Origin of the sequence: Bifidobacterium tsurumiense (assembly GCF_000741765.1) — a bacterium.
GTDB classification, from domain to species: domain Bacteria; phylum Actinomycetota; class Actinomycetes; order Actinomycetales; family Bifidobacteriaceae; genus Bifidobacterium; species Bifidobacterium tsurumiense.
The window spans coordinates 31337-52903 of the sequence record NZ_JGZU01000016.1 but is presented as its reverse complement, the minus strand read 5'-3'; the positions used below and the strand labels follow the sequence as shown (position 1 = coordinate 52903).

16 protein-coding genes, 3 tRNA genes, 1 pseudogene and 1 riboswitch are annotated in these 21567 nt (G+C 51.0%); of the genes and pseudogenes, 8 read left to right on the top strand and 12 right to left on the bottom strand.

Annotation, left to right across the window (positions count from 1 at the left end; translation table 11 throughout):
- Positions 1 to 316 precede the first annotated feature (316 nt).
- Both BITS_RS07630 and trmB read right to left on the bottom strand, forming a co-directional pair.
- Positions 317 to 388 (bottom strand) — tRNA-Glu (locus BITS_RS07630).
- A gap of 226 nt (positions 389 to 614) precedes the next feature.
- Complete coding sequence (gene trmB, locus BITS_RS07625) at positions 615 to 1427, bottom strand: tRNA (guanosine(46)-N7)-methyltransferase TrmB (RefSeq protein ID WP_026642734.1); 813 nt, start codon at positions 1425 to 1427, stop codon at positions 615 to 617.
- 457 nt (positions 1428 to 1884) lie between these two features.
- Between trmB and galE the strand changes: the two genes are divergently transcribed.
- The 4 genes from galE (at position 1885) to BITS_RS07605 (ending at position 4355) form a co-directional block, all read left to right on the top strand.
- Positions 1885 to 2895, top strand: a complete 1011-nt coding sequence (gene galE, locus BITS_RS07620) for a UDP-glucose 4-epimerase GalE (protein ID WP_026642733.1) — start codon at positions 1885 to 1887, stop codon at positions 2893 to 2895.
- A gap of 208 nt (positions 2896 to 3103) precedes the next feature.
- The gene (locus BITS_RS09555) at positions 3104 to 4003 is read left to right on the top strand and encodes a DUF4190 domain-containing protein (protein WP_051264391.1); all 900 of its coding nucleotides are present in this window, start codon (positions 3104 to 3106) and stop codon (positions 4001 to 4003) included.
- 152 nt (positions 4004 to 4155) lie between these two features.
- Positions 4156 to 4229, top strand: a tRNA-Asp gene (locus BITS_RS07610).
- 50 nt (positions 4230 to 4279) lie between these two features.
- A tRNA-Phe gene (locus tag BITS_RS07605) sits at positions 4280 to 4355 on the top strand.
- Between the two features lie 72 nt (positions 4356 to 4427).
- On the opposite strand, the gene BITS_RS09780 is transcribed toward BITS_RS07605, so the two are convergent.
- On the bottom strand, positions 4428 to 5456 hold the full coding sequence (locus tag BITS_RS09780; protein WP_420795467.1) for an IS1249 family transposase: 1029 nt from the start codon (positions 5454 to 5456) through the stop codon (positions 4428 to 4430).
- 1417 nt (positions 5457 to 6873) lie between these two features.
- On the opposite strand from BITS_RS09780, the gene BITS_RS07595 reads away from it, so the two are divergent.
- Complete coding sequence (locus tag BITS_RS07595) at positions 6874 to 7461, top strand: FtsZ/tubulin family protein (protein WP_026642166.1); 588 nt, start codon at positions 6874 to 6876, stop codon at positions 7459 to 7461.
- A gap of 80 nt (positions 7462 to 7541) precedes the next feature.
- Here BITS_RS07595 and BITS_RS09385 read toward each other — a convergent pair whose 3' ends face one another.
- From BITS_RS09385 to BITS_RS09145, 3 genes are all read right to left on the bottom strand, one after another.
- Positions 7542 to 7928, bottom strand: coding sequence for a hypothetical protein (locus tag BITS_RS09385; protein WP_202961137.1), 387 nt, complete (start codon positions 7926 to 7928; stop codon positions 7542 to 7544).
- 39 nt (positions 7929 to 7967) lie between these two features.
- Positions 7968 to 8201 carry a metallophosphoesterase gene (locus BITS_RS09775; protein WP_202961136.1) on the bottom strand — a complete coding sequence of 78 codons (234 nt, stop codon included), beginning with the start codon at positions 8199 to 8201 and terminating at the stop codon, positions 7968 to 7970.
- 151 nt (positions 8202 to 8352) lie between these two features.
- Positions 8353 to 8565: a hypothetical protein gene (locus BITS_RS09145; protein WP_152571197.1), complete on the bottom strand. Its 213-nt coding sequence runs from the start codon at positions 8563 to 8565 to the stop codon at positions 8353 to 8355.
- 195 nt (positions 8566 to 8760) lie between these two features.
- Here BITS_RS09145 and BITS_RS07580 point away from each other — a divergent pair, with 195 nt between their 5' ends.
- Positions 8761 to 9840 carry a helix-turn-helix transcriptional regulator gene (locus BITS_RS07580; protein ID WP_160249604.1) on the top strand — a complete coding sequence of 360 codons (1080 nt, stop codon included), beginning with the start codon at positions 8761 to 8763 and terminating at the stop codon, positions 9838 to 9840.
- Between the two features lie 208 nt (positions 9841 to 10048).
- On the opposite strand, the gene BITS_RS07575 is transcribed toward BITS_RS07580, so the two are convergent.
- On the bottom strand, positions 10049 to 12904 hold the full coding sequence (locus BITS_RS07575) for an AAA family ATPase (RefSeq protein ID WP_026642169.1): 2856 nt from the start codon (positions 12902 to 12904) through the stop codon (positions 10049 to 10051).
- 529 nt (positions 12905 to 13433) lie between these two features.
- Here BITS_RS07575 and BITS_RS07570 point away from each other — a divergent pair.
- Positions 13434 to 13811, top strand: a complete 378-nt coding sequence (locus BITS_RS07570; RefSeq protein WP_044259731.1) for a hypothetical protein — start codon at positions 13434 to 13436, stop codon at positions 13809 to 13811.
- A 358-nt stretch (positions 13812 to 14169) separates the two neighbouring features.
- Here BITS_RS07570 and BITS_RS09620 read toward each other — a convergent pair whose 3' ends face one another.
- Together BITS_RS09620 and BITS_RS09545 are read right to left on the bottom strand one after the other, a co-directional pair.
- Entirely contained in the window at positions 14170 to 14730 is a 561-nt protein-coding gene (locus BITS_RS09620; protein ID WP_026642171.1) for a sugar O-acetyltransferase, read from the bottom strand.
- Between the two features lie 67 nt (positions 14731 to 14797).
- Positions 14798 to 15655: pseudogene (locus BITS_RS09545) on the bottom strand (helix-turn-helix transcriptional regulator).
- Positions 15656 to 15859: 204 nt separating this feature from the next.
- Here BITS_RS09545 and BITS_RS07555 point away from each other — a divergent pair.
- Complete coding sequence (locus BITS_RS07555; protein WP_026642172.1) at positions 15860 to 16693, top strand: oxidoreductase; 834 nt, start codon at positions 15860 to 15862, stop codon at positions 16691 to 16693.
- Positions 16694 to 16797: 104 nt separating this feature from the next.
- On the opposite strand, the gene BITS_RS07550 is transcribed toward BITS_RS07555, so the two are convergent.
- The 3 genes from BITS_RS07550 to BITS_RS07540 form a co-directional block, all read right to left on the bottom strand.
- Positions 16798 to 18000 carry an OFA family MFS transporter gene (locus BITS_RS07550; protein ID WP_051264341.1) on the bottom strand — a complete coding sequence of 401 codons (1203 nt, stop codon included), beginning with the start codon at positions 17998 to 18000 and terminating at the stop codon, positions 16798 to 16800.
- A gap of 49 nt (positions 18001 to 18049) precedes the next feature.
- A riboswitch (ZMP/ZTP riboswitch) is annotated at positions 18050 to 18128 on the bottom strand.
- Between the two features lie 315 nt (positions 18129 to 18443).
- Entirely contained in the window at positions 18444 to 20411 is a 1968-nt protein-coding gene (locus BITS_RS07545; RefSeq protein WP_026642174.1) for a sialate O-acetylesterase, read from the bottom strand.
- 45 nt (positions 20412 to 20456) lie between these two features.
- Positions 20457 to 21545, bottom strand: a complete 1089-nt coding sequence (locus tag BITS_RS07540) for an SGNH/GDSL hydrolase family protein (RefSeq protein WP_229774809.1) — start codon at positions 21543 to 21545, stop codon at positions 20457 to 20459.
- Positions 21546 to 21567 lie beyond the last annotated feature (22 nt).

The following is a 21567-nucleotide window of genomic DNA, read 5'->3' as shown; positions in this document are numbered from 1 at the left end:
TGGAAGACCGCGGATCCGAGGCCGGAACGATTCGTCACCCCGGAGGCTATGGGGGCGGGCGGACTGCCGAACTGGCACGGCATCCCGTCGCCCGCACGGACCATACCGAAGTGCAACGGCCGGCACCCGGAATCGATGCATGGGAAGGAGGTTTCGGCATCAGAAAGGGATGGGCAGGACGACCACTCTGACACGCCGTATTAGACACACATTTTGTCCATTAACCCAAAAAGACGTACTTTTAGTCACACAGTAGTCACACGTAATAAAATCAAGGGCCCCGGGGAAGTCCTCGGAGCCCTTGATTTTACTTGCGTACCCCCTGAGAGAGTCGAACTCTCGTTGTCAGATTGAAAGTCTGGTGTCCTAACCGTTAGACGAAGGGGGCGAACCAAACTCGTTTATCTTAAGATAACTGAGCATCTCATGCAAATCGGCGTGTCGCAATGATCTTCACCACGCTCAAATCGGTCGAGTTACTCGCCCAAGAATAGCCCACGGATCCCACTCCCCGATCACTGCGACATCCAGCAGGACACCCGTTTCTTCAGCGTTCAGACAACGACATGCAGGCGATTCAAATCCAGCCCGTGAAGTATCTCCTCAACAATCCCCTACCTCTTCCGATAGGTCAAATCATGAATTACACGACCAGCGGCAATTCCCTTCTTCTCGAAGTTAGTGAGCACTCGCCCATCAAAGCGTTCCGATTCCGAGAAATCCGCATGCGGCAACAAAGCAGCACCATCGGCGTTACCCTTGCCTACATGCTCTGTAGGCAAACTTACGGTAACCGTCCCGGTATTCTCGAAATCCTGCCGCCCATCCATGACTTCATGCACATGCAAGGCATAATCTTCGATATCGGTGGCAATACGCCACAAGCCGCCGTCACGCAAGGAGTTCCAGATCTGACCAGCCAGCTCATCCTGCACAATCCTGCGCTTATGGTGCTTCATCTTTGGCCATGGATCAGGAAAGAACGTCCACACTTCGGACACGACGCCCTGAGACATATGGTCAAATAGTCGAGGAGCATTCACCTGTGCGATCCGGATGTTATCAAGCCCCCGTTTGCCCGCAAGCAACATGGTATGCGCCACCCCCGGGTCATACACCTCCAATGCAAGATAATTGAATTCAGGATGCTCTTCGGCGGCCGCGACGATATTCTCCCCCTGTCCGCTGCCTATCTCCACGATAAGCGGATTTTGGTTACCCCAAACCCTTTGTACAAAATCATCATCAATAGTGACATTCTCACGGACATCCAACGAGCCGGGGCCCGCATTGGCATCAAGCAAATACTTCTCGCCATAAGCATCCCATGCGCGTTGCAATCGGGCATCGAGCCTTCCTGAGCGCCTCACAAATGAGAGCACCGGACGATAACGCAAATCTTCATTACCCTGTTCTTGTTCCTGCATATCCATATTTATACCGGTCGCCCGTAACCGGCTGCCCACCATGAGCGGAAGTGGACACTGAAATATTGCTAAGCCAACCGATTAATAAGCCGATGATCTGTCGCCTTTCGGCAATGCTGGTAGATATCGCCGAAATCCCTACTAGCTGGAACTACGCCGCATCCGACACCTCGCAGAGTGCATCAGCGATGTTATCGAGCCCCAAGAGCAACAATGTCACGCAAGCTCAAATCAGGCCATCGAAACTCACAGCTAGACTATATGCACACATTGCAGTATGCCTAAACTGAACATGCACCCTGTGCAATACACGCTGAATGTTCAATAATGTACATGTGATACCATGGTATCGGCAAAGAAAATAACATATTAGAGCAAAAGTGAACATTCTCTGTTTCATTCCTCGAGAATGCGCAACCCGTATCGTTCACACCGCTCTTGAGTCGAAAGGCCAGTCATGACAGTTCTCGTCACTGGTGGGTGCGGCTACATTGGCGCCCACGTTGTTCACGCTCTTCATCAGGCCGGAGAACAGGTAGTCGTGGTTGACGACCTGAGCTACGGCAAACCCACCCGCATTGAAGGCGCACGCCTCTACGGCATGGATATCTCCGCTCCCGGCGCTGGAGAACGCCTCGCAGAGATTATGAATGCGGAAAACGTCGACGCCGTCATCCATTTTGCCGCGCGCAAGCAGGTCGGCGAATCAGTGGAAAAGCCGCTGTGGTATTACCAGCAGAATATCAATGGCATGCTCAACGTATTGACAGGCATGACGAAGTCAGATGCCAAGAAGCTGGTATTCTCTTCGTCCGCCGCAACCTATGGCGTTCCACCGGTTGACGTGGTTCCTGAAGACGTGGTCCCCATGCTGCCCATCAATCCTTATGGACAGACCAAGCTGTTCGGCGAATGGATGGCTCGCGCTTGCGAGGAGCCGTACGGAATTCGATTCTGCGGTCTGCGCTACTTCAATGTCGCAGGATGCGGCCCTGTGGAACTTGAGGACCCTGCCATTTTAAACCTTATCCCCATGCTCTTCGACCGTCTGCGCAAGGGCAAGGCTCCGGCGATTTTCGGAGATGACTACCCAACGCCGGACGGCACCTGCGTACGCGATTACATCCATGTGTCAGACCTAGCCGATGCCCACATTGCCGCACTTCGCTACCTTGACAAGGACGAACGCGAATACGACGCATTCAACGTAGGCACCGGCGAAGGCACGTCTGTGAGGCAGATAGTCGACGAGGTGAAGAAAGTTACCAGACTGCCATTCACCGAAGCCATAATGCCACGTCGCGCAGGCGATCCGCCACACCTAATCGGCTCCCCCAAGCGCATCAATGAAGCCATGAACTGGCACGCCAAATACAATGTGGAAGACATTGTGAAATCGGCATGGGCTGCATGGCAAGCCAATCCAGAGCACCATATCGATGTCGAGAATTGGAAGCAAGAGGACTGAGCGGGACTCCATCCAAAATGAGCATCTTGGGGCATTCACGCATTGACGTGGATGCCCCTTCACTATGCCCTGAATCGCAATGCCTCGGATCACCTGCAGAAAGCTTGCAGCGAAAACGAAAACCGACATGCCCCCAGCCGGCAATGATCACTCGACCACATGCGCACAATTCACTGCTTCATAGGCAAAAGGCAATTACAATAGGAGCATGGATAACAATGAATTTCAACCCAATGCTCCACAGCAAGCCTCGACCGACGCCCCTCAAACAAGCAATCCCCTTCAACCCGTCGCTAACGATGACTCACCGGCCACGAACGGGTCTTTTGAATCCACGAACACGTCTCCTATAGCGCCGGAAACATCATCTGCATCACCTAACGAGAACCAATCCCAGCAGCCAATTCAGTCGTTTGCAACTAACTCTTCCGCACCTCAAAGCTTCAACAGCCAGCCATCGGGCGGCGAGCCGGGTTATGCTCAGTATCACAGGCCTCAACCCGAATACGGTCAATATGCCCCAACACAGCAATATGGTGCCGGCATAAACGCTCCACAGCAAAACTATGCCTACTCCCCGAATACCCAGATTCCTCCGCAAAACTATGGCGCATTTGCCCCCGCGCCTAGCATGCCATTGCCTCAGGGATACCCATATCCACCTGCGCCGATGAACCAAACATGGAATGCCATGAGCATTGTCGGATTCATATTGGCATTTCTGATTCCTCCAGCAGGATTGGTGGTTTCGATAATCGCTTTGGTGCAGATCAATAAAAGCGGCGAAAAAAGCAAGGGCCTCTCGATCGCCGGAATCATTATTAGCGCCATTGCAACGATTCTTACTATTCTGGCAATAGTCGCATTTATCGGCCTCGTCTCATATGTCGCAGAGCATCCTGAATATTTTGAAGACAACTACTCCTCCTATCGCACATGCACCGAGGACGGCACTTGCAGATACTCTTTCAACGATCCCGATTTGGATTTCGAACTCGGGGACGATGTCACGTATCTCATGAACAATGACGACCCATCTATCACGAATTCAGCCCTGATCAACACTGCTTCAACCGACGATTGGAATGCAGCTGTTGCGAGCCTGTAATCAGCGCTTCCCAAACCCAATGAATATGCGGTCAAACGATTGGTTTTGACCGCATATCGCTCTAACGACACGCCGAATCCACCACCCGAGTTGCACAGATTCGAGATCTGAGTAATATACATATTCGGCTGCTGTTGAGAAGCAAGCAGATTGGCCCCGTAGCTCAGTTGGTTAGAGCGCCGCCCTGTCACGGCGGAGGTCGCCGGTTCAAGTCCGGTCGGGGTCGCTCGAATGGTTTGATTTGCCCGGTTCTGCCGGGTTTTTTTAACTGTTCATGGCTCTGTAGCTCAGTTGGTAGAGCGAACGACTGAAAATCGTTAGGTCAGCGGATCGATCCCGCTCGGAGCCACCATCACAGCCCTCGGTCGATTCCGAGGGTTTTTCGTTTTCCTCCCCTCCATGGGTTAATGGACAAAATGTGTGTCTAATACGGCGTGTCACGAGTGGTCGTCCTGCCACTCCCTTTCTGATGCCGAAACCTCCTTCCCATGCATCGATTCCGGGTGCCGGCCGTTGCACTTCGGTAGTGGTCCGTGCGGGCGACGGGATGCCGTGCCAGTTCGGCAGTCGCCCGCCCCCATAGCTCCGGGGTGACGAATCGTTCCGGCCTCGGATCCGCGGTCTTCATGTAAAGCACCCACTCGCAGCAGCGTCGCATGCGCTCCTCGCCAAGGCCGCGGTGCGCATGCAGGATCCGCTTGATGTCGGCGTTGACGCCTCCTTCGAGCATGTTCGTCGTGGCCGGCGCACCCCCGTGCTCCACATACGCGAACAGGGTCCCCTGCCTGTTCAGCCTTGCCAGACGGAAATAGGCCCTGCGCAGCCGTTCGTGCGTGTACCACCACTTCCTGCCCGCCCTGGCCTTCGGATTGCCCGGATCCGCACCCGCCGTGGTGCGCTCCTTGATGAAGGCGCCGTGACGAAGGTGCCAGCCGTTGAGATCGGAAAGCCACCCCGCCGCCGCGGCCCCGTCCGACACCCTCGGCAGGCGACGGGCCAACGCCAGCAGTTCGCGCCCCGCATCGGTGCGCGGCCTGGAAGTCAGGTCCCTCCTCGTGTTGCGCAGCACATGCACCAGGCATCTCTGGACGGCCGAACCCGGCCACGCATCGCCGGCCGCATTCAAGCAGGAGGCGTTGCCGTCGCACACCAGCAAGTCCGGCGCGGCCACGCGCGAGAACAGCCTCGAATACGCATGCCGGTTCTCCCTGTCGCACCACTGCCACGCCACCGGCCGACCCTCCTCGCCCACGGCGACCAGCAGACACCAGCCATGGGGCACGTACGTGCCGTCCGCGAGCACGAACCGGTGCGCCACCCCATCGGACTCGATTCGCGGACGAATCCGCCAACACCAGTCGATGCCACGAGCGAACGTTCGCGCGCTCCATCCCCAGGCCGGCCGCGGCCCGCCCCATGCTGACCCCGCCGAGAAGCCAGTCGAGGAACGCACGGAACCACGCCAACCTCGTCGCGTCGGGACGCCTGCGCAGCCTGGAACAACGGCAGGCGTCGCAGCGCCACCGCTGCCGGCCGCCGGAAGTGAACCCGTTCTTGCGCATGGACCCGCCGCACAATTCACACAACGCGGCACGGGACGATTTCCTCTTGACCATGCACAGCAATCAAACAGCACACATACACCGAAAAAGCAAACGAACCCGGACATTAACACCAAAACCGTTAAAACAACCCCGACACACCAACAAGCACAAACCCCGACGCCAACCATCAGACACACATTTTGTCCATTAACCCCCATTTCTCTGGCCAAGCAACGCCACTCATTAAGTGATTTAGGATTTTTGTTTGGCAGCATTATGGGGTTATGTTCATAGTCAAGCCAATCGGCAAGGAACAACGCATCGTCATTTTTCATACTTTCACTGATTAATGTATGGAAGGGTGTTCCGACATCGTAGGTATCCTCATAAAATAGCGGGTCTTCGGGATTGAAATGTGCAAAATAAAAATACAAGGTTCGATCCCAGTAGTCCTCGGTGCAACGCATCCTGGCAGAATTGAAGCCATCAGGTACGATAATCAGGTTTGCAAATGTGTAAGCGGAACGGATTAGTTTCTGAAGCTCAACATCACCCCAAAGTTTTTGGAAATGTTGTTCGCCAGGAGCCTTTTTCATATCCGCCAAAAGAATTGGTGCATAAGTCTTATATCCACCAACACCGTCTTTAACTCTCGGCGGGAACAGACTTCGTAATTCGCTATGTTCTTTAACGAAAAGAACTAGCCCCTTCCTAAAAGTAGTAGCGACCGAGCACATCCAGTCACCTTGCACATACTCTGAAGGGTTGCCGCTAAAACTCTCCGCCCCTGGTCGTACCTTAACTCCTAGAAGCTCTCCCCACATCAGCTCATAAAAACTGCGTGATTTCTCGAATGCATCAGGATCCTTACTATTATTGTCGATCTTATATTCGAGCCACGCTTTTACATACCCAGGGCCAGGATTGCTTATGTCTCCGTGCCGTAATGGGCTGTTCTTTTTTACGATCAGGAACTCTTCAAGGTCGAATTGTTGGTTCATTCCGTAATCACATCACAACGGGTAAGTGATGTCAATGAATATCTTTTATTGACTGGAATGCAATCGAGGAATCTGAGAGTCATTCTATAACTTCGGGCGCCTATAGTTTTTTCGGGCTGACCTCTGCGGGTAAGTCGGTGCCGAAACGCTCAGCGGCGCCATATTCGTCGAACTGAGCGCTTATCAGGGGCTGAATTAGCTGTAGTCGTAAAAACTCCTTTATTTGCCTGTTGTTCTACTCGTTCGTGAAGTTTGCGGAAGATTTCTTCCGCATAAGATAGGGGTCTCTATACTCTCCTTGGGAGAGCTAACTTAGGGAGGAATCATGAGTGACACAATCGCAATATTCGGTGTCGGAGGAATGGGAACCGCAGTACTAGATCTCGTAATCGAACAGCTTGCGAAGGATGATTCAGCAGAGTCGAAACTGCGAACCATCGCTGTGAACCGTCCGCAAGCGAGTCTAGATACTTCACGTGCCGAGACAGCAATGTTTCTTGACGCTCCTGATCTTGAGGGCGATGGAAACGTCGATTCAGAAAAGTGGAACGAAGTGTTAAATGCGCACAAAGATCAGGTTCGTCACGTTGTTGATGGCATGGAAAAGGTCATTGTAATCGCCGGACTAGGTGGTCTGACGGGGTCAACTGTGGCTCCTATGGTTGCCAGAATTGCAAAGCAACAGGGAGCTGAGGTCGAAGCATTGCTTACCACACCGATGATTTTTGAGGGCCCAAGCAGATCTAAGAAAGCGGATCAAGCACTTGAGGAAATCAACAGTCACGCGGACAAGGTGACAACTGTCACCGGGAACGAACTAATGGCTATGGCTGATTCAAACGTTGCTCTTGATCAAGCATTTGAACAAATTGATAACAAGTTGACAGCCAAGGTGGTTGAGTTGATCTCCTAAATGTTGGAGTATTTTTCTTCGGCTGGGTCGTAGACAAGGACAGGAATTCTTCCTGACTTTGATACGGTCCCGTCGATGAATTAGTGCGATTCACCATCGAAGTAGATGCCATGGAAACTTGGGTCGCCAGAGACTTCTGAGGAACCTACATGGCCAGCGATCACCGTGATTAGGAATTTTCCTGTGGTAGGCGGGTACTTACCGAGCATATACTCCTCGGTTGTTCCTAACTCCCAGAGTTCTTGGGCTTCTTCATCAACTCCTGCGTGCACGAATACTTGAGTGTCAGTTTTGTAGTAGCAGGGTAAGTCAGATAACCATGCGAGTAGCTCAGGCTCAGTCTTCAGTATGTGATCCCTGAGTATTCTTAAAGTGGCTTCAGAACAAAAATCATCGTCAGCTGCTCGGAAATATTCGCGCTGTGCTTCGTCAAGAAAGCTAAGTAGAGTTTCCAGATAGTAGGGCATGGTTTCGATATCATCCTTTGACTGCAGGAAGTCGATCAGCTATTGGTCATGATTGCCTTTCAGAACAATTACTGCATCTGGGTATGCCTGCTGTAAGTGATATATCTTTCTGAGAACCTTTGCGCTGTCAGATCCGTAGTCCACGTAGTCGCCCAAGAAAATGAGCCGAGTGTTTGAATCCCGCATCAGATGTGTCTTTAGATCGCCAATGCGAGAAAGCGCATCTTCGAGCGCTTCGAAGTGGCCATGAATATCGCTCAGTGCAAATATCATCGGATTTCGCTTTCTGTTTGCGGTAAGTTATGCGCCGCAAGCTGACATTTTTTGACGGCTTCATCAAGCAGTACATGCTGGTTCAACGTGAAAGGGTCTTGCTCCAAAGTTTGGAGATTCACGTATTCCAAGCATCCAAGCCCATTGGCTTTTACCACTGCCAGTAGCGCAGATCTGTAGGAGGATCTAGCTGGGACCATCGTGCATAGGTTTCGCTGCCTTGACCCGTCAGAAAATCAAGGTTAGAGCTTTCCACGACGCGAAAAATCGGCTGGCCACTTGGGTCGAGCCGCGACGACATCGCGCGTGCGATCGCGTCTCGTTGTTCGCGCCGTATATCGATGAACTGCTGGCGAAGCTTCATGTATGTTGCTCTATCGTGCATATTTTCTCCGATTCTTGATCGTAAGCTGTGAGGAGAAAAAGTCGGAAGAAAATTTCCGTTTATAGAGCTTAGGATTATGTTTTTTATATGATTGGGTACTATGAGGATAATCCCACACAGGGTGATGCAACACAGGAAAATTCCCGACGCTACACGCAACGCACTAGCGTCCTCATGATCCTCAAATACCTGGTTGAAAATACAGGCGCAGATCATGGAGTCAGTGCGCTTAGACTCACTAAAGATCTAGCGGCCGCTTCTGCGCGGCATATGCAAAAGCCACTGTCTGAACGAACTGTTCGCGAGTACCTACATGACCTCAAACGGCTGGGTGCCAGTTTGCCTTTTGGAATTCAAGTTAGGCGGTTCAAGGATCTTGGCGAAGATACGCCACCACCTTCGGGCGGGCGGGCGACTGATTGGTATGCGTCGCCTGCTATAAGCCCGGCACAGATGCGACTGCTGGCCGATGCGCTCCAGATGTCACGTTTTCATCCAGATGATGTCTCGGATCTGCGAGCCTTGCTCGCGACGTTGGCTGGTTTAGAACCAGAACGGCTTGAGCGAGGGCAAGTGCTGCAGTCAGATCGCCCGATGTTCCGAGGAGTTCCCGCAACCATTGATATCCTTGACAGCGCTGTTAGCGGCGGGCAGAAAATTAGGTTTCACTATGCCCATGTGGTGTTGAGACAAGTCGGACCTCAGAAGGATTCTCGGCGACCTATACAGAAAGGTGGTATCGGCATAGGCAGGTACCAACCCTTCCTAGAGAAGACCGAGAAAGAGTATGAGTTTTACCCCTATAGCATGGTTTTCAAAAAAGGTGACTACTACCTAATTGCGGGAGTAGACCCGCAGCCGGGGGAACAGACAAAAATGTTTCACTTCGTCATCGACAGGATCTGTGACATAGAGATTCTTGATGATTCCGCAGTGGGCCATTTTGGAACTGATTTTGATTTCGCCAGGTATGTCAACGAGCGGCCTTATTTCTATGGAGGTCAGGCCGTAGAGGTTGAATATCGTGTAATCGGTGGACTTGATGGCACATTCTCCTGGTTCCCAAATGCCCAGGCAAGACCAGACCGCACAGCTGGTCAATTTACCGTGCGAGTTAAGGTCCAACCAGACGCGATGGTATGGTGGGCCCTGCAATATGCCGAATCGGTTGAAGTGCTCTCGCCCCCGGAATTGCGAGATCGGATTGCAAAGACCTTGGAAAAGACACTTGAGAAATACCAGGCCAAACCGTGAACGAGTTGGGCCAAGAATAGCTAGCTGCATTGAGAATAATTCGCCTCACTCCTATTAGACATTTTCTGATCGAGGCGCTTTATTCCAGATGTCCATAAGGGAAAAGTTAGCTGGGAAAAATGTCGTGATGAGGCAGGAAAGCACTTTGACGACCGTGCAGATTTGATTGCAAAATCTGCAAATGCCCCAAAACTCTACGATTATTTCTTTAACGAGCTAAATCTGAATTTGGTATAAACCCGATGGATGCCTGGGTCTCTTTCCATTCATCTTTGAAAGTAAGATCTTCTGGAATAAGCAGCTGCAAGTTATCCGTGCTTAGCTCGTGGGGCTCGTGGTGGCGACGCTGAAGTCGCACAGCCTGATTGAGTTTTGCTTCTTCCAGCAGCTGGCGTGCGAAACGCCCGTTACCGTCTCGAGTTCTAGAGCCCAATTCTTGGAAGATCTCTAATGCTTTAGCTTGGGTAGCAGAGGTGATGGAATAGCCATCGCCTTTAGCCGCCAACTCGAAGATCTCCATGAGCTCACTTGCTGAATAATCTGGAAACTTGATTGTTGTGCGCACGCGTGAAGCGAAGCCATCATTTGTCTTCATGAAGGCCTCCATATCTTTCGTGTATCCAGCGAGGATTACTATTAGTTCCTCTCGCATATCCTCCATGAGCTTCACCATTGCATCCACCGCTTCATGGCCTGCCGCTGTGGATCCCAGCGAATAAGCTTCATCGACAAATAGTACCGAGCCTCGCGCTTCATTGAATACGCGGGTCACTACATGCGCGGTACCTCCAGGGATAGGAGAAGTAAGCTGTGCCGCCGATACCTCAATGAATTTCCCAACAGCTAGAATCTTACGCTCGCGGGCTATCTTGCCAACTATCCTTGCGATCTCAGTCTTGCCAGTGCCCGGATTACCGGTAAACACCATGTGCATAGGCGTAAAACGAGTTGCAATTCCTCTATCACGTCGAATCTTCTGAATCTCGACGAAATCTAGTTGGCGCTTCACCTCGTCTTTAATAGAGTGCAATCCTACTAACTGTTCAAGTTGTTCAACTGCAGGAATAGCTTCTTGCTCTGGTGTCGGCACATCGTCGGCTATGATCGTTTGCGCTTGTTCAAGAGTTAACTCGGGCTCTAACACGGCACTATCGCCAGCGGAGAAAGATGAAATCCATACATCGATTCGTTCTTGTTGCCTCTGGCGGATATCGGCCAACAGTTGACGGACGTATCGCGCGTTTCCCTGGTCGGGGCGCATTCCGGCAGCAGCCAATTGATTTTGGACGAGGCTACGCGCAGCATCGGTCAGTTTAAGGTTTTGATGTTTTGCCATCAGATCGAAAATTTGAACCAATTCATCAGTGGAGTAGTTAGGAAAGTCTATGACTGCGCCGATACGAGAACGGAATCCTTCGTTGAAGGACAATAACTGTTGCATTGATTCACGGTAGCCAGCCAGTATGACTACGGTGTCGCTACGATTATTCTCCATTTGAGCAATTAATTCAGAGATCAAAGGAGGGCTAATAGCGTAGGCCTCATCAATGAAAATAATAGATCCTTTGCCGCGTCGAAAAACGTCATTAACGAAATAGCCAGGAGAGCCCAAAGCTGAACCATCTACTTCGAGTATTCTGCCCTCAGGGATTATTCCGGCATCACGCAAGATCTCTGCGTAAATCCGGGCGACCTCCGTCTTTCCAGTGCCAGGTGGCCCCTGGAAGACACAGTGGAGAGAGGCGTCGGAAGGCGGCAAACCAAGACGGCGGTACCGAAATTCGCTGCGATTGCTACGAACAATACGGATTATCTCTTCCTTAACTGCCTTAAGCCCAATTAACTCTTTCAGTCGATCTATGCCTTTGGCTTCTCGTGAGAGGATGTCGTCGGGTAGACGAACCGCATTTGCGTATCTGTAGTAATCAGTCTCAAGGTTATGCTCATTGATCCACTGGTTTGCCAGATCGTCGATCGTGCCATGAAACGAGTAATTAGAAACAGTTTTTTCCAACAGCCTGTCTAGGGAGGAGCCTTGCGGCGAATAGCTCATTGAACTTAGTTTTTCGGCCAATTGCCGCCGGGTTTCCTGAGGAGACATGCTTGACAAATCAGCCACTTTATCTGGCTCAATAAGAACGACTGGAAGTGGGGTGCGTTTAATCAAATTCTCGATCAGATTCTTGCTGTTGGAAGGAACGAGGAACACAATCTGTATCTCGCGTGCTAGGTGACTGATGCGATCTAATAACTGAGTCAGCACTTCGTAAGCGACGCTTTCTCGCTTGGAACCGTACGTCAAGCGCGAATAGTCTAAAATTAGTGTTGAATTACGAAGGGCAACACCTAAGTTCATGTTTACTAGATCTTTTACCTCTTGAAAGCTCCGCGAAGGAGTATGCTCAACTCCAAGCTGGAAGAAATCGAAGGTGTAGATATATCTGCTGGGGGCACGCCCCGCACCCTCTAGAACTTTTAGCAGTACGTCTTTGGCATCGTAAGCACTGGTGGTATCTGCGACAGTTATGACGTAATTTACGACTACTGAATGATTTGCAGGGGAACCTAAAATTCTGTCTAACTCTGCTGTTAGATCCCCGCTGTAATAACTGGAAGAGGCTTCAGCATATAGCTTTTTCCAGTCATGATTGCATCCGTTCAACGTGCTTGATAGAAGATTACGTTGATAGATGCCACGTTCGTGGAGTTCCAAAAATTCAGTTAGGTTGGCTTTCTGGAGCAACATGTTAGCTCTGTTGCGCGAGCTTGTAACCAGATTGGCATACGAGACCTCCTCGATATCAAAACGTACATTGCTGCCGAAATATCTCGGATCAGTCTTGAGCAGATTCTTTTGTAAGTTCTCAGTAATTGCCTCCGAAAGCATGAGCTCAAGATCGTCCGGCGTAAGAGCATTCTTATGCGTCACTGCTCCGAGAATCGATATGCTGGCGAAGTCATGAGTTAGATACTCAATATAGGTGTCTTGCAACACCAGCTCCTCGCAGAAGTTCTCGTAGTCAACGTGCTGGCCTCCGGAACAGGTGATTCTAAAGAACTTCATTATGACCTTTCAGGAGGTTGCCTTTTTCTGTGCTCAATATCAGTGGCGTGAATTGTCAGTACTAGCGAAATATTTATAACTCGTTGACGTTTAACCCGGAAGAAAGTGTTCGTTTTGAGGACGTGCTAGTGGGGAAAGCTTGGGACTAGGAAGTTTGACTAGCCTTCCATCCTGGTCCCGACTTTGTTTATAAGGCTTGCTGCGTAACTTTGGTTGAGGGAATGCGCGGGACGGTATTCGCGCTGGCCTTGGATGCAACTTGCCAGCACCCGTGTGATCGTCGATAACTTCAGTCGTTTGAAGATGTAATGCACCTAAAGCGGAGCACCTTAGACGCCATATGCTCGTCGAGTTGAAGGCTTATTGGGCGGCGGAATAGGTTGCAATCATCTCAATCCTTGGCGGCGCCTTTGCTTACTATCAGGCGAATCTGGCGAAGAAGGCGAACGCCGAAGCGGTAGAAGAACGAGAACGGACACAACGTGCCGAACGGCGAGAAATCCAAGCAGCCGTAACTGCAGAAAACCACATGAAAGCGGCGCAGCAACAGGTGTACAGTTCTCGAGAAAAACACCGGCCCGCAATCGTGACGGCAGTCGAGAAATCTGGAACTGACCTTCAGAACTCACTGACTACTGGAGAGCCTCCTCAGCCTCGAATCGAATGGATCACCGGTAGCCAGTACGCCATCGTCAACCCCAAAGCGACCACGCTGCGAATCGAGAATCTACTCAACAAGGACGCATTCGTCAGACTGGGCTTGCAGGTGCCCTTTGAAGTACCGCCATCTTCTCAGACGAGATTCCTTGCTCTTGGAGCATGGCAACAACCGCTACCTGACAATCTCATCCTTGATGAAGTTGGATGCGACGAATCGCTTTACCTAGCGATTCCTCCAAAATGCTGAAACCAAAAGCACCCAAGACGTGCCCAATGCACCCACCCTCTCGGCTTCTGCACCCACCTAGCCGCTACGTGCACACACCTAAAGCCTTGTATCAAAATGAACGTGCAAGTAACAGACAAGGTTTTCGGAGTTTTCCGAAACCCTTTTTCATTTCCAAACCGTTGATTTTTCAGCGTTGTCAGGACAACAACACATATTTCAAGAGTTGGCCATTGATACCCTAAGTAGTCAAACCCGCGTCACATTACTGGTACGCTTGCTCCTGTGATAATCGATGGAATTTTCAGCGTGAGCATGACCATTTTCAGCATCAAACATTGCAAATTGGAACTGAAGACCGATTCTTAGGGAATACGATTCATTCAGCATCCAAGGCACGGATAACATGTGCTGGGATCCCTGCGACAACGCAGTTATCCGGCACATCTTTGGTAACCACTGCACCGGCTGCAACAACAGCATTCGAGCCGATATGAACACCACCCAGAATTGTGCAATTTCCACCTATCCACACATCATTGCCGATAGATATTGGATGCGAAATAGCCAATCTATTACGCCGCTCCGCACCTTGCAAAGGATGGCCGGTAGTGGCTATCAAAGTGTTTGGCCCGACCATGCAATAGTCTCCAAATCGCACTTCTGCGCCGTCAAGAATAGTGACATTGAAATTCGCAGTGAATCTATTTCCAACATGTATGTTCTTGCCGTTATCACAATGAAATCCCGGCTGAATATCCAATTCCTCACCAGCGCTTCCAAGAAGGGACCTCGCCGCCAGTTCGCGACGTGCGGCATCGGTTGTCGGGATGGTCTCAAGCTTTGCGCACACAACCGATGCATTGTTCTTTAAAGCCGCAATTGCATCATCGTCGTATCGGTAGGGAAGACCGGCTTTGAGCCTTTCCAGTTCTGTCATGTTGTCGGACCCTGTTCCTCCTGTTGACTGTGTGTACATGGTTCTGAGACTTTTTCTGAATGAACTATTACTTGGAATTCGTGCTGTGTGGATGATTTGAAACCCACCATAAACCGAGCAGGTTCAGCGCTTCCTCGCTCTTGTGATCAGCAGCCGAATAAACGAATAACGTCTGACTTTTATCATCCGGCACAGTGAAGGCTTCCCAATTAATCGTGAGCCTACCTGCAACAGGATGAGCGAATCGCTTTGTCCCAGACGTGCGTCCTTGCGGATGCGGTTGGCCCCACCACTTGGCAAACTCATCACTAGCGCGAGTCAGCTCATGAACAAGTGACCTAATATGTTCGTTATGCGGATGAGCGCTTGCTTCGAGCTGCAAAACACCGACCATCTCGCTAGCGACGATTTCCCAATCCAGATACAAGCTCCGCGCAGCAGTGTCCGTGAAAATTCATCGCAATATATTACGATCATGCGCAGGTCGTGAAGGGAAATCCGCAAGCAAAGCCCATGCCGCATCATTGCCTTCGAGAACTTCCATACGAGGACCAAGCAAAAACGAAGGCTGGTTCACGAAGCCGTGAATCATACGGCTGATACCTGGTCTTGCTGCTGGCAGATCGGTGTTGCTTCCACGTTCACTGCTAGGACGTGCCAAATTGAATAAATATTCTCGCTCTATATCATCGAGGCGCAGGGCAGCAGCGATGGCATCCAATACGGCGGCAGAAGGCGTGACCTGCCGGCCTTGTTCTAACCGTGCACACCAGTAAATGCTCACTCCGGCCAAAGCAGCCACCTCTTCGCGACGCAATCCTGGAACGCGACGCGGACCGTATTCCATCAGGCCGACATCCACAGGCTTGAGTTTGGCCCTTTTGGTTTTCAGAAAATCACTGAGCGCACGTTTCTGTATTGCCATACATCCATTATCGCCAATACTTTTCACGCGAAACAGGGATATTTTGTCCTAGGTTAAATTCGTCCTTGTTGCATCAAAGAATCGCTTGAACAATACAAATACGACTGAAAACAAAATCTGTGAGCGCCTGTGCCTGTTTTGTTAACAAGTCATAAATCCAAGCGCTCAACGATCACCAGTCGTCAACAACAGTGAGGAGTAAAAATGACAACGTGGTTTATCACGGGTGTATCCAAGGGCTTTGGCCGACAGGTGGCTCTCGAGGCATTGAGAAAAGGCGACAGAGTCATTGCTACCGCCAGAAATATCCAATCCTTGGATTACCTCAAGGATGCGGGCGAATCGCGAGCGCTTTGCCTCACATTTGATGTCACCAAACCATCGCAGATTCATGAAGCAGTTTCGACAGCACTCCAGAAATTCGGAGATATCGATATTCTGCTCAATAATGCGGGAATCGGATATTTTGCAGCAGTCGAAGAAAGTGATGAAGCGGAATACCGCCGAATGATGGAAATCAATCTCTTTGGTCTTGCGGCAGTCACCAAGGCTATCCTGCCCCATATGCGTGAGCGCAGAACCGGAACCATTATGAATGTCTCTTCTGTGGGAGGCGTTCGCTCCTTCCCGTCTGTGGGTCGGTATACCGCTTCAAAATTCGCGGTTGAGGGTCTTTCCGAGGCTCTTGGGCTGGAAGTCCAGCCTCTGGGAATCCGTGTCATCTTGATCGAGCCAAGTGCTTTCGCAACGGATTGGGCAGGTAAATCCGCCAAGGAAGTAAAGCCTGAGGATATCATTGCGGACTACGACCAAACGGCAGGGGATCAAAGACGTTCGTTCAGGGCAGCTGTGGGCAAAGAGGCTGGTGACCCTGCGAAGGCGGCACAGGTGATTGTCTCTGTTGCACATGAAAGGAATCCGCCTCAGCGATTGCCTTTGGGTAATTATGCCTATGATGGGTTGTTGGAAAAGATGGAATCCGTCAAGGTAGATATCGCACCTCGTGAGGCACTCAGCCGCAGCGCAGATAGAAAATAGTGTCGATTGCGATCACACTAACCTCTTACTAATACAATGGTGGGTCTCCTGACCGAATGCAGGAGACCCACCATTCATACGGGTTTAAGAAAGATGGTGAAGTATCAGGCTCGCTTGACCAAAGTCATGGAAATAATCAAAGCGACCGCATACAAACCAGCCAAAATGATGAATACTAGGTTGTACGAGCCTGTAGCATTCAAAACGGTTGCGGTGATTTGGTTTCCTGTCAAGCCGGCGAAGGCCCAAGCAGAGAGCGCGATGCCATGGATTCCTGAGATCTTCTGCATGCCGAAGCGGCTGGAAAGCAATGCAGGCAGTGTGCTGAAGCCTCCGCCATATCCGGCATTGATCACCAACAGCATGGCGACGACGAGTATGACGAGTGTGGTCACATTGATGCCTTGGAAAGCGAATACCAGTGCGGTAACCACGAGGCTGGATGTGAAGATGATTTTGTACACCGTATTGCGATCTTTCATAAAATCGCTCACCATCGAATAGCCCAAACGACCCAGCGCATTGCTTGCCGCAGTGAGCATCTGGACGATTGAGATAGCCGCAATACCCACACCCAGAACCTTGAGCAGCGACTTCTCATAGGAGATCAATGCCAGACCGCAGGTGATATTCAAATAGAACATGAACCATATGCCGACGAATTGCTTGTTCTTGAAGATTGAGAAGTCCGGCTTCTTGCTTGCCGTGGCATCTTCCTTCCAACCTGCTGGCTTTTCCAGAAGGAAATGTCCGATAAGCATCATGACGAAATAGACGGCACCCAGAATATAGAACATGGCAGGAATGCCGACCTGTACTTCCAGAGCATTCATCACAGGGCTGGCAATAGCCTTTGCAAGGCCGAAGCCCATAATCGAGATACCGGTGCCCAGGCCTTTGTTATCGGCAAACCACAACATCAGTGTCTTCACGGGCGTGATATATCCGATGCCGAGGCCGATGCCCATGATGACGCCATAGAACAGGAAGATCATAATCAGGCTTGCCGTCGGTCCAAGCTGCTGTGTGAATTGAGCTGTCAGACCGGTTCCGATCATGCCTGTAGTGAAGCATATGCAGGCTATAAGCGATGCCTTATGGATATTGTGTTCGACAAAGGAGCCGGCAAAAGCGGCGGACATGCCGAGGAAGAATATGGCCAAACTAAATGCCCATCCCAGAACGGAAGTCGGCACGCCAACTTCCTGAGATAGGTTTTCACTGAACGAGGACCAGCAATAGACGGTACCAATGCTGATATGGATAAGAAGTGCGGGAATTGCTGCTACTGTCCATTTGTTTTTCACAAGGAACCTCATTGGAATAGACATTGAAAAGTGACCCATATGACTGGGCCTCTTTTGCCCAGACGGTCGGCTTCTTACGGTTATACTCCCATGTGGTTAATCCACTTCCGTCAGTCATATAACAACTTCACTGTATCAAAGGTCTTGATTTTGACAAACCTCCAACAATATGAGGGTCGTCACGTTTTCCATATGACGTTGCTTGTTCTCGACGTCGATTCATAGCACGGATATATGCTTGCATCAGGATATGTATCGGGTTTTACGTTAAATAAGGCCCTGGCGGCCCTGCTTATTTCGTCCTTGGTGTTTTCGTACGCTTTGCCTGCGGTATCTGCCGCAAGTGCGTTGGCAATACTGTGTCTCAGGTTGCTTCCGAAGTGGATGATCGCTGTGGGGCATTAATCCATGAGTTCAACGGCAGCGATTTCACCGCAACGCTGTTAACGCCGATACGTGTTGAACGGTTCCGCAGGCAGACCTGCACTGTTGAACACAGGAACGGGACCCCAGCTGAAATAGCCGTAGCGCACAAAACGTGGTTGCGGAACATTGGGGGAATAGAGCGCAATGCAAGCGAATCCGCCATCGACTGCATCCGATTTCAACGTAAGGCTCATGGCGGCCGCCTGGTGGAAGTCGCCATCCTCACCTGCGACCTCAAACCCTGAAGCGGTGCGTAGTCGGAACCATTCATCGATCTGCTCTTCGCTTTCCTGAAGCGATACCGGTTCTGGCACCAAACCCCTTGCCGTCAGCATCTGGGCGATGGGCGTAACCGACTTGCATAACACATCAAAGTCCGACAGGGCCTCGTCTTTCGATTCCACCGCTTCCGAAGCGATTCTTCGATCATCATGCATGAAATGCATGCCGTCCGCCGTATCAAAAATCACACCAATCACCGGTGATTGGGTGTCATTCAATTGCAAGGTATCTCGGAAACGTGGGGAATCGGCAACGATGCTGTGCTGCTCGTATACATGGCGCAGTGCAGTGAGTGCCAGTCGTTCTCCTGGAGTTTTCTTGTCCACTGGATGAATGTTGTTGAACTCGCCGCAATCCATCAGCACCGTAAGATACACGTCATTCGTATCATGAGTCACATCAGACTGAGCCTGCCGCAACACAGGCCACAACATCGGATCCTGATGTGCAACATATTGTTTCTTGTCAATCCATTGGGGCAATTGCGCAATGACAAAGGGGAGCGGGCTCGCGCTTCTTATAGCATCGTGTTCATCCGATTGCAATAGATTATTGGAATCGGATGCCATCAACGCATCGATATTCCACAGCGTTCGCCAATCAGCAATCATATCGCGCAGCATTGCCGCATAGCTCGAGCCGTATTGTTCATCTTCTTCGCCTTGATACCACAACGCGCCGCGTATTGCATAAGGAGCCACGCGACTCACCATTGCTATGAATGGCCCCGTAGGACGGAATTGCGAGAAGGATGTCATAGGCGGCGGCCATGGGCATTCCCCATACTGCGTATTGAGCGTATCCCAATCGATATCCGGCTGCACCAATTGTGCGCGGGCGATATCAGCATTCCATTGGTCAAATACCTTTTGCCATTGAGCCATTGCCTCATGCATACTTTCCAGGCTTTTCCCGGCAATCTGCTGTTCGTACCTCTCGAGATATGCATTGCCATACTGGGTGGCACGCAAGGTTTTCTCGCTCATCCAGCAGCTTATGGAAGTGCCGCCAACATAGCAATCGACTATGCCGACAGGCACATCAGGCCATTGGCTTCTCAGTTTGCGCGCAAAGAAATATGCTATCGCTGACATATACCCAGCTGTTGCCGGACTGCAAACCTGCCATGAACTGGCATTCTCATCTTCGAATAATTCATCCCCAAGAGCGCCGCGTTTCGGAGTATTGAAGAATCTGATATTGCCGTCGGTCGCTAGTGCAACTTCAGATTCTCCATCGAGAGCATTATGCAATTCGAATTCAATATTGCTCTGACCTGACGCGATCCACACTTCACCAATGAGCACATCACGATATTCCAATCGAATATCCTGTGCTGAAACAATCAGCCGATAGGTTTTACCGCTATCCATTGCCGGCAAAACAACCAACCATTGGCCATGCTCATCAACCGTGCCGTGCACTACTGCATGGTATGAACTACTCGTATGCACCTCGGGGGAGGACACGCTCTCAGAAAGCAGTGCCGGAATCTGAGGTTTGAGTTCCACAGTGAATGACGTGCCTGGTTTGCCTTCACCGAATACGGGAATGGGCTTGCGCCGTTGCAACACCATATGGTGAGAGAACACGGCGGCGACGCGCAACCGTTCATTGCCCAAGGGCTTGCTCTCCATATGCTCACCAGAGACACCGCCTGCATTGCTTCCCGGTGCAGGACCGGTTGCTATCGTCGTTGCCATTTGTTCCTCTCAATCATTGAAGGAATTCCAACCAGTTCTGAAGAATTAGCGAGTCTGCCAGATCATAGAGCCGAGCGATTCGATATGGTTCACCAATTCCGCCGCCATCTCTTCATGTTCGGCAATGCGCGGGTGACCTGGTGTCGCCGAACCGTTTCTCGAATACACCAGATGCGAAATATTGTTATCGCCAGTGGTCTGCACGGCTTCCTCTATGGCATGATCCCATGCCGGATCATGTTGCAGAACCGTTGTGGCACAGACAATATGGGCATGCGGATACACAGATCTGAGACTTTTCAAGAAGTCCACGTACCGCGAGCGCCAATGATTTGCGAGGTCGCCCATATAATCTTCGGCCATGAAATCCGCTGGGTGTGCATCGTTTTGACCGATGGCGACAACCACCACATGCGGCGTGTACCGGGAGAAATCCCAAGGCGTTGTTCCGCCCAATTCAGGGTTGTATTGCATAGATTTCCACATGGTTTCCATGCCGACTTGGTTCGGTTCGCAGAACCAGCCGATACCATCCAACAAAGCAATGCCGCCCTGTGACACGTCATGCAATTGGGCATGCAATGCACGTGCGGCGATTGCACCATATGAGCGCCATGAGTCACTGTATGAACTTAGATCTGCTTCCGGATCGGCCTTGCCGACATAGAGGCTGGCTTCGTTGCGCTCGCCGCAAGAGACCGAATCTCCGAAAATTTCGATACGGCGTTGGTATGGTTCATCTGGGATCCCTTTGATTGCCGCATCATCACCCACCAGGAATCCTTCGATCTGGCAGTAGTGCTGACCGTCCTGTCGCTTATATACGACTACTTCATGTTCGATATCGGGAAGATGATCGGCCAAACGGAGCGTCACCACGGTGCCGTCTTCTGGGATGGGGATTTTGCTCAATTGGCCGTCCAGATAGACACCGATATGACTGCCGCCATAATGTCGCCTGTTTATCAAACGCATATGCAGCGATGTGCCCGTGAATTGAAATGCGGCTTGCGTGTAGGGATACACCCATACAGGATGTTCCGGATCTGTATCGTCGATACGACCCATCGTACGTATCGCGGGATCATTGGGGAGAATCAGCTTCATCGCATGCCTTCGCATCTTGAGCGTCATGCGGGCATCCTTTGCTCCACAT

What these genes read in the sequence shown, in the direction of transcription:
- trmB (WP_026642734.1), bottom strand. Translation starts at nt 1,427, where the DNA reads ATGCAGGAACAAGAACAGGGTAATGAAGATTTGCGTTATCGTCCGGTG.
- galE (WP_026642733.1), top strand. Translation starts at nt 1,885, where the DNA reads ATGACAGTTCTCGTCACTGGTGGGTGCGGCTACATTGGCGCCCACGTT.
- BITS_RS09555 (WP_051264391.1), top strand. Translation starts at nt 3,104, where the DNA reads ATGGATAACAATGAATTTCAACCCAATGCTCCACAGCAAGCCTCGACC.
- BITS_RS07595 (WP_026642166.1), top strand. Translation starts at nt 6,874, where the DNA reads ATGAGTGACACAATCGCAATATTCGGTGTCGGAGGAATGGGAACCGCA.
- BITS_RS09385 (WP_202961137.1), bottom strand. Translation starts at nt 7,928, where the DNA reads ATGCCCTACTATCTGGAAACTCTACTTAGCTTTCTTGACGAAGCACAG.
- BITS_RS09775 (WP_202961136.1), bottom strand. Translation starts at nt 8,201, where the DNA reads ATGATATTTGCACTGAGCGATATTCATGGCCACTTCGAAGCGCTCGAA.
- BITS_RS09145 (WP_152571197.1), bottom strand. Translation starts at nt 8,565, where the DNA reads ATGAAGCTTCGCCAGCAGTTCATCGATATACGGCGCGAACAACGAGAC.
- BITS_RS07580 (WP_160249604.1), top strand. Translation starts at nt 8,761, where the DNA reads ATGATCCTCAAATACCTGGTTGAAAATACAGGCGCAGATCATGGAGTC.
- BITS_RS07575 (WP_026642169.1), bottom strand. Translation starts at nt 12,904, where the DNA reads ATGAAGTTCTTTAGAATCACCTGTTCCGGAGGCCAGCACGTTGACTAC.
- BITS_RS07570 (WP_044259731.1), top strand. Translation starts at nt 13,434, where the DNA reads ATGAAAGCGGCGCAGCAACAGGTGTACAGTTCTCGAGAAAAACACCGG.
- BITS_RS09620 (WP_026642171.1), bottom strand. Translation starts at nt 14,730, where the DNA reads ATGACAGAACTGGAAAGGCTCAAAGCCGGTCTTCCCTACCGATACGAC.
- BITS_RS07555 (WP_026642172.1), top strand. Translation starts at nt 15,860, where the DNA reads ATGACAACGTGGTTTATCACGGGTGTATCCAAGGGCTTTGGCCGACAG.
- BITS_RS07545 (WP_026642174.1), bottom strand. Translation starts at nt 20,411, where the DNA reads ATGGCAACGACGATAGCAACCGGTCCTGCACCGGGAAGCAATGCAGGC.
- BITS_RS07540 (WP_229774809.1), bottom strand. Translation starts at nt 21,545, where the DNA reads ATGACGCTCAAGATGCGAAGGCATGCGATGAAGCTGATTCTCCCCAAT.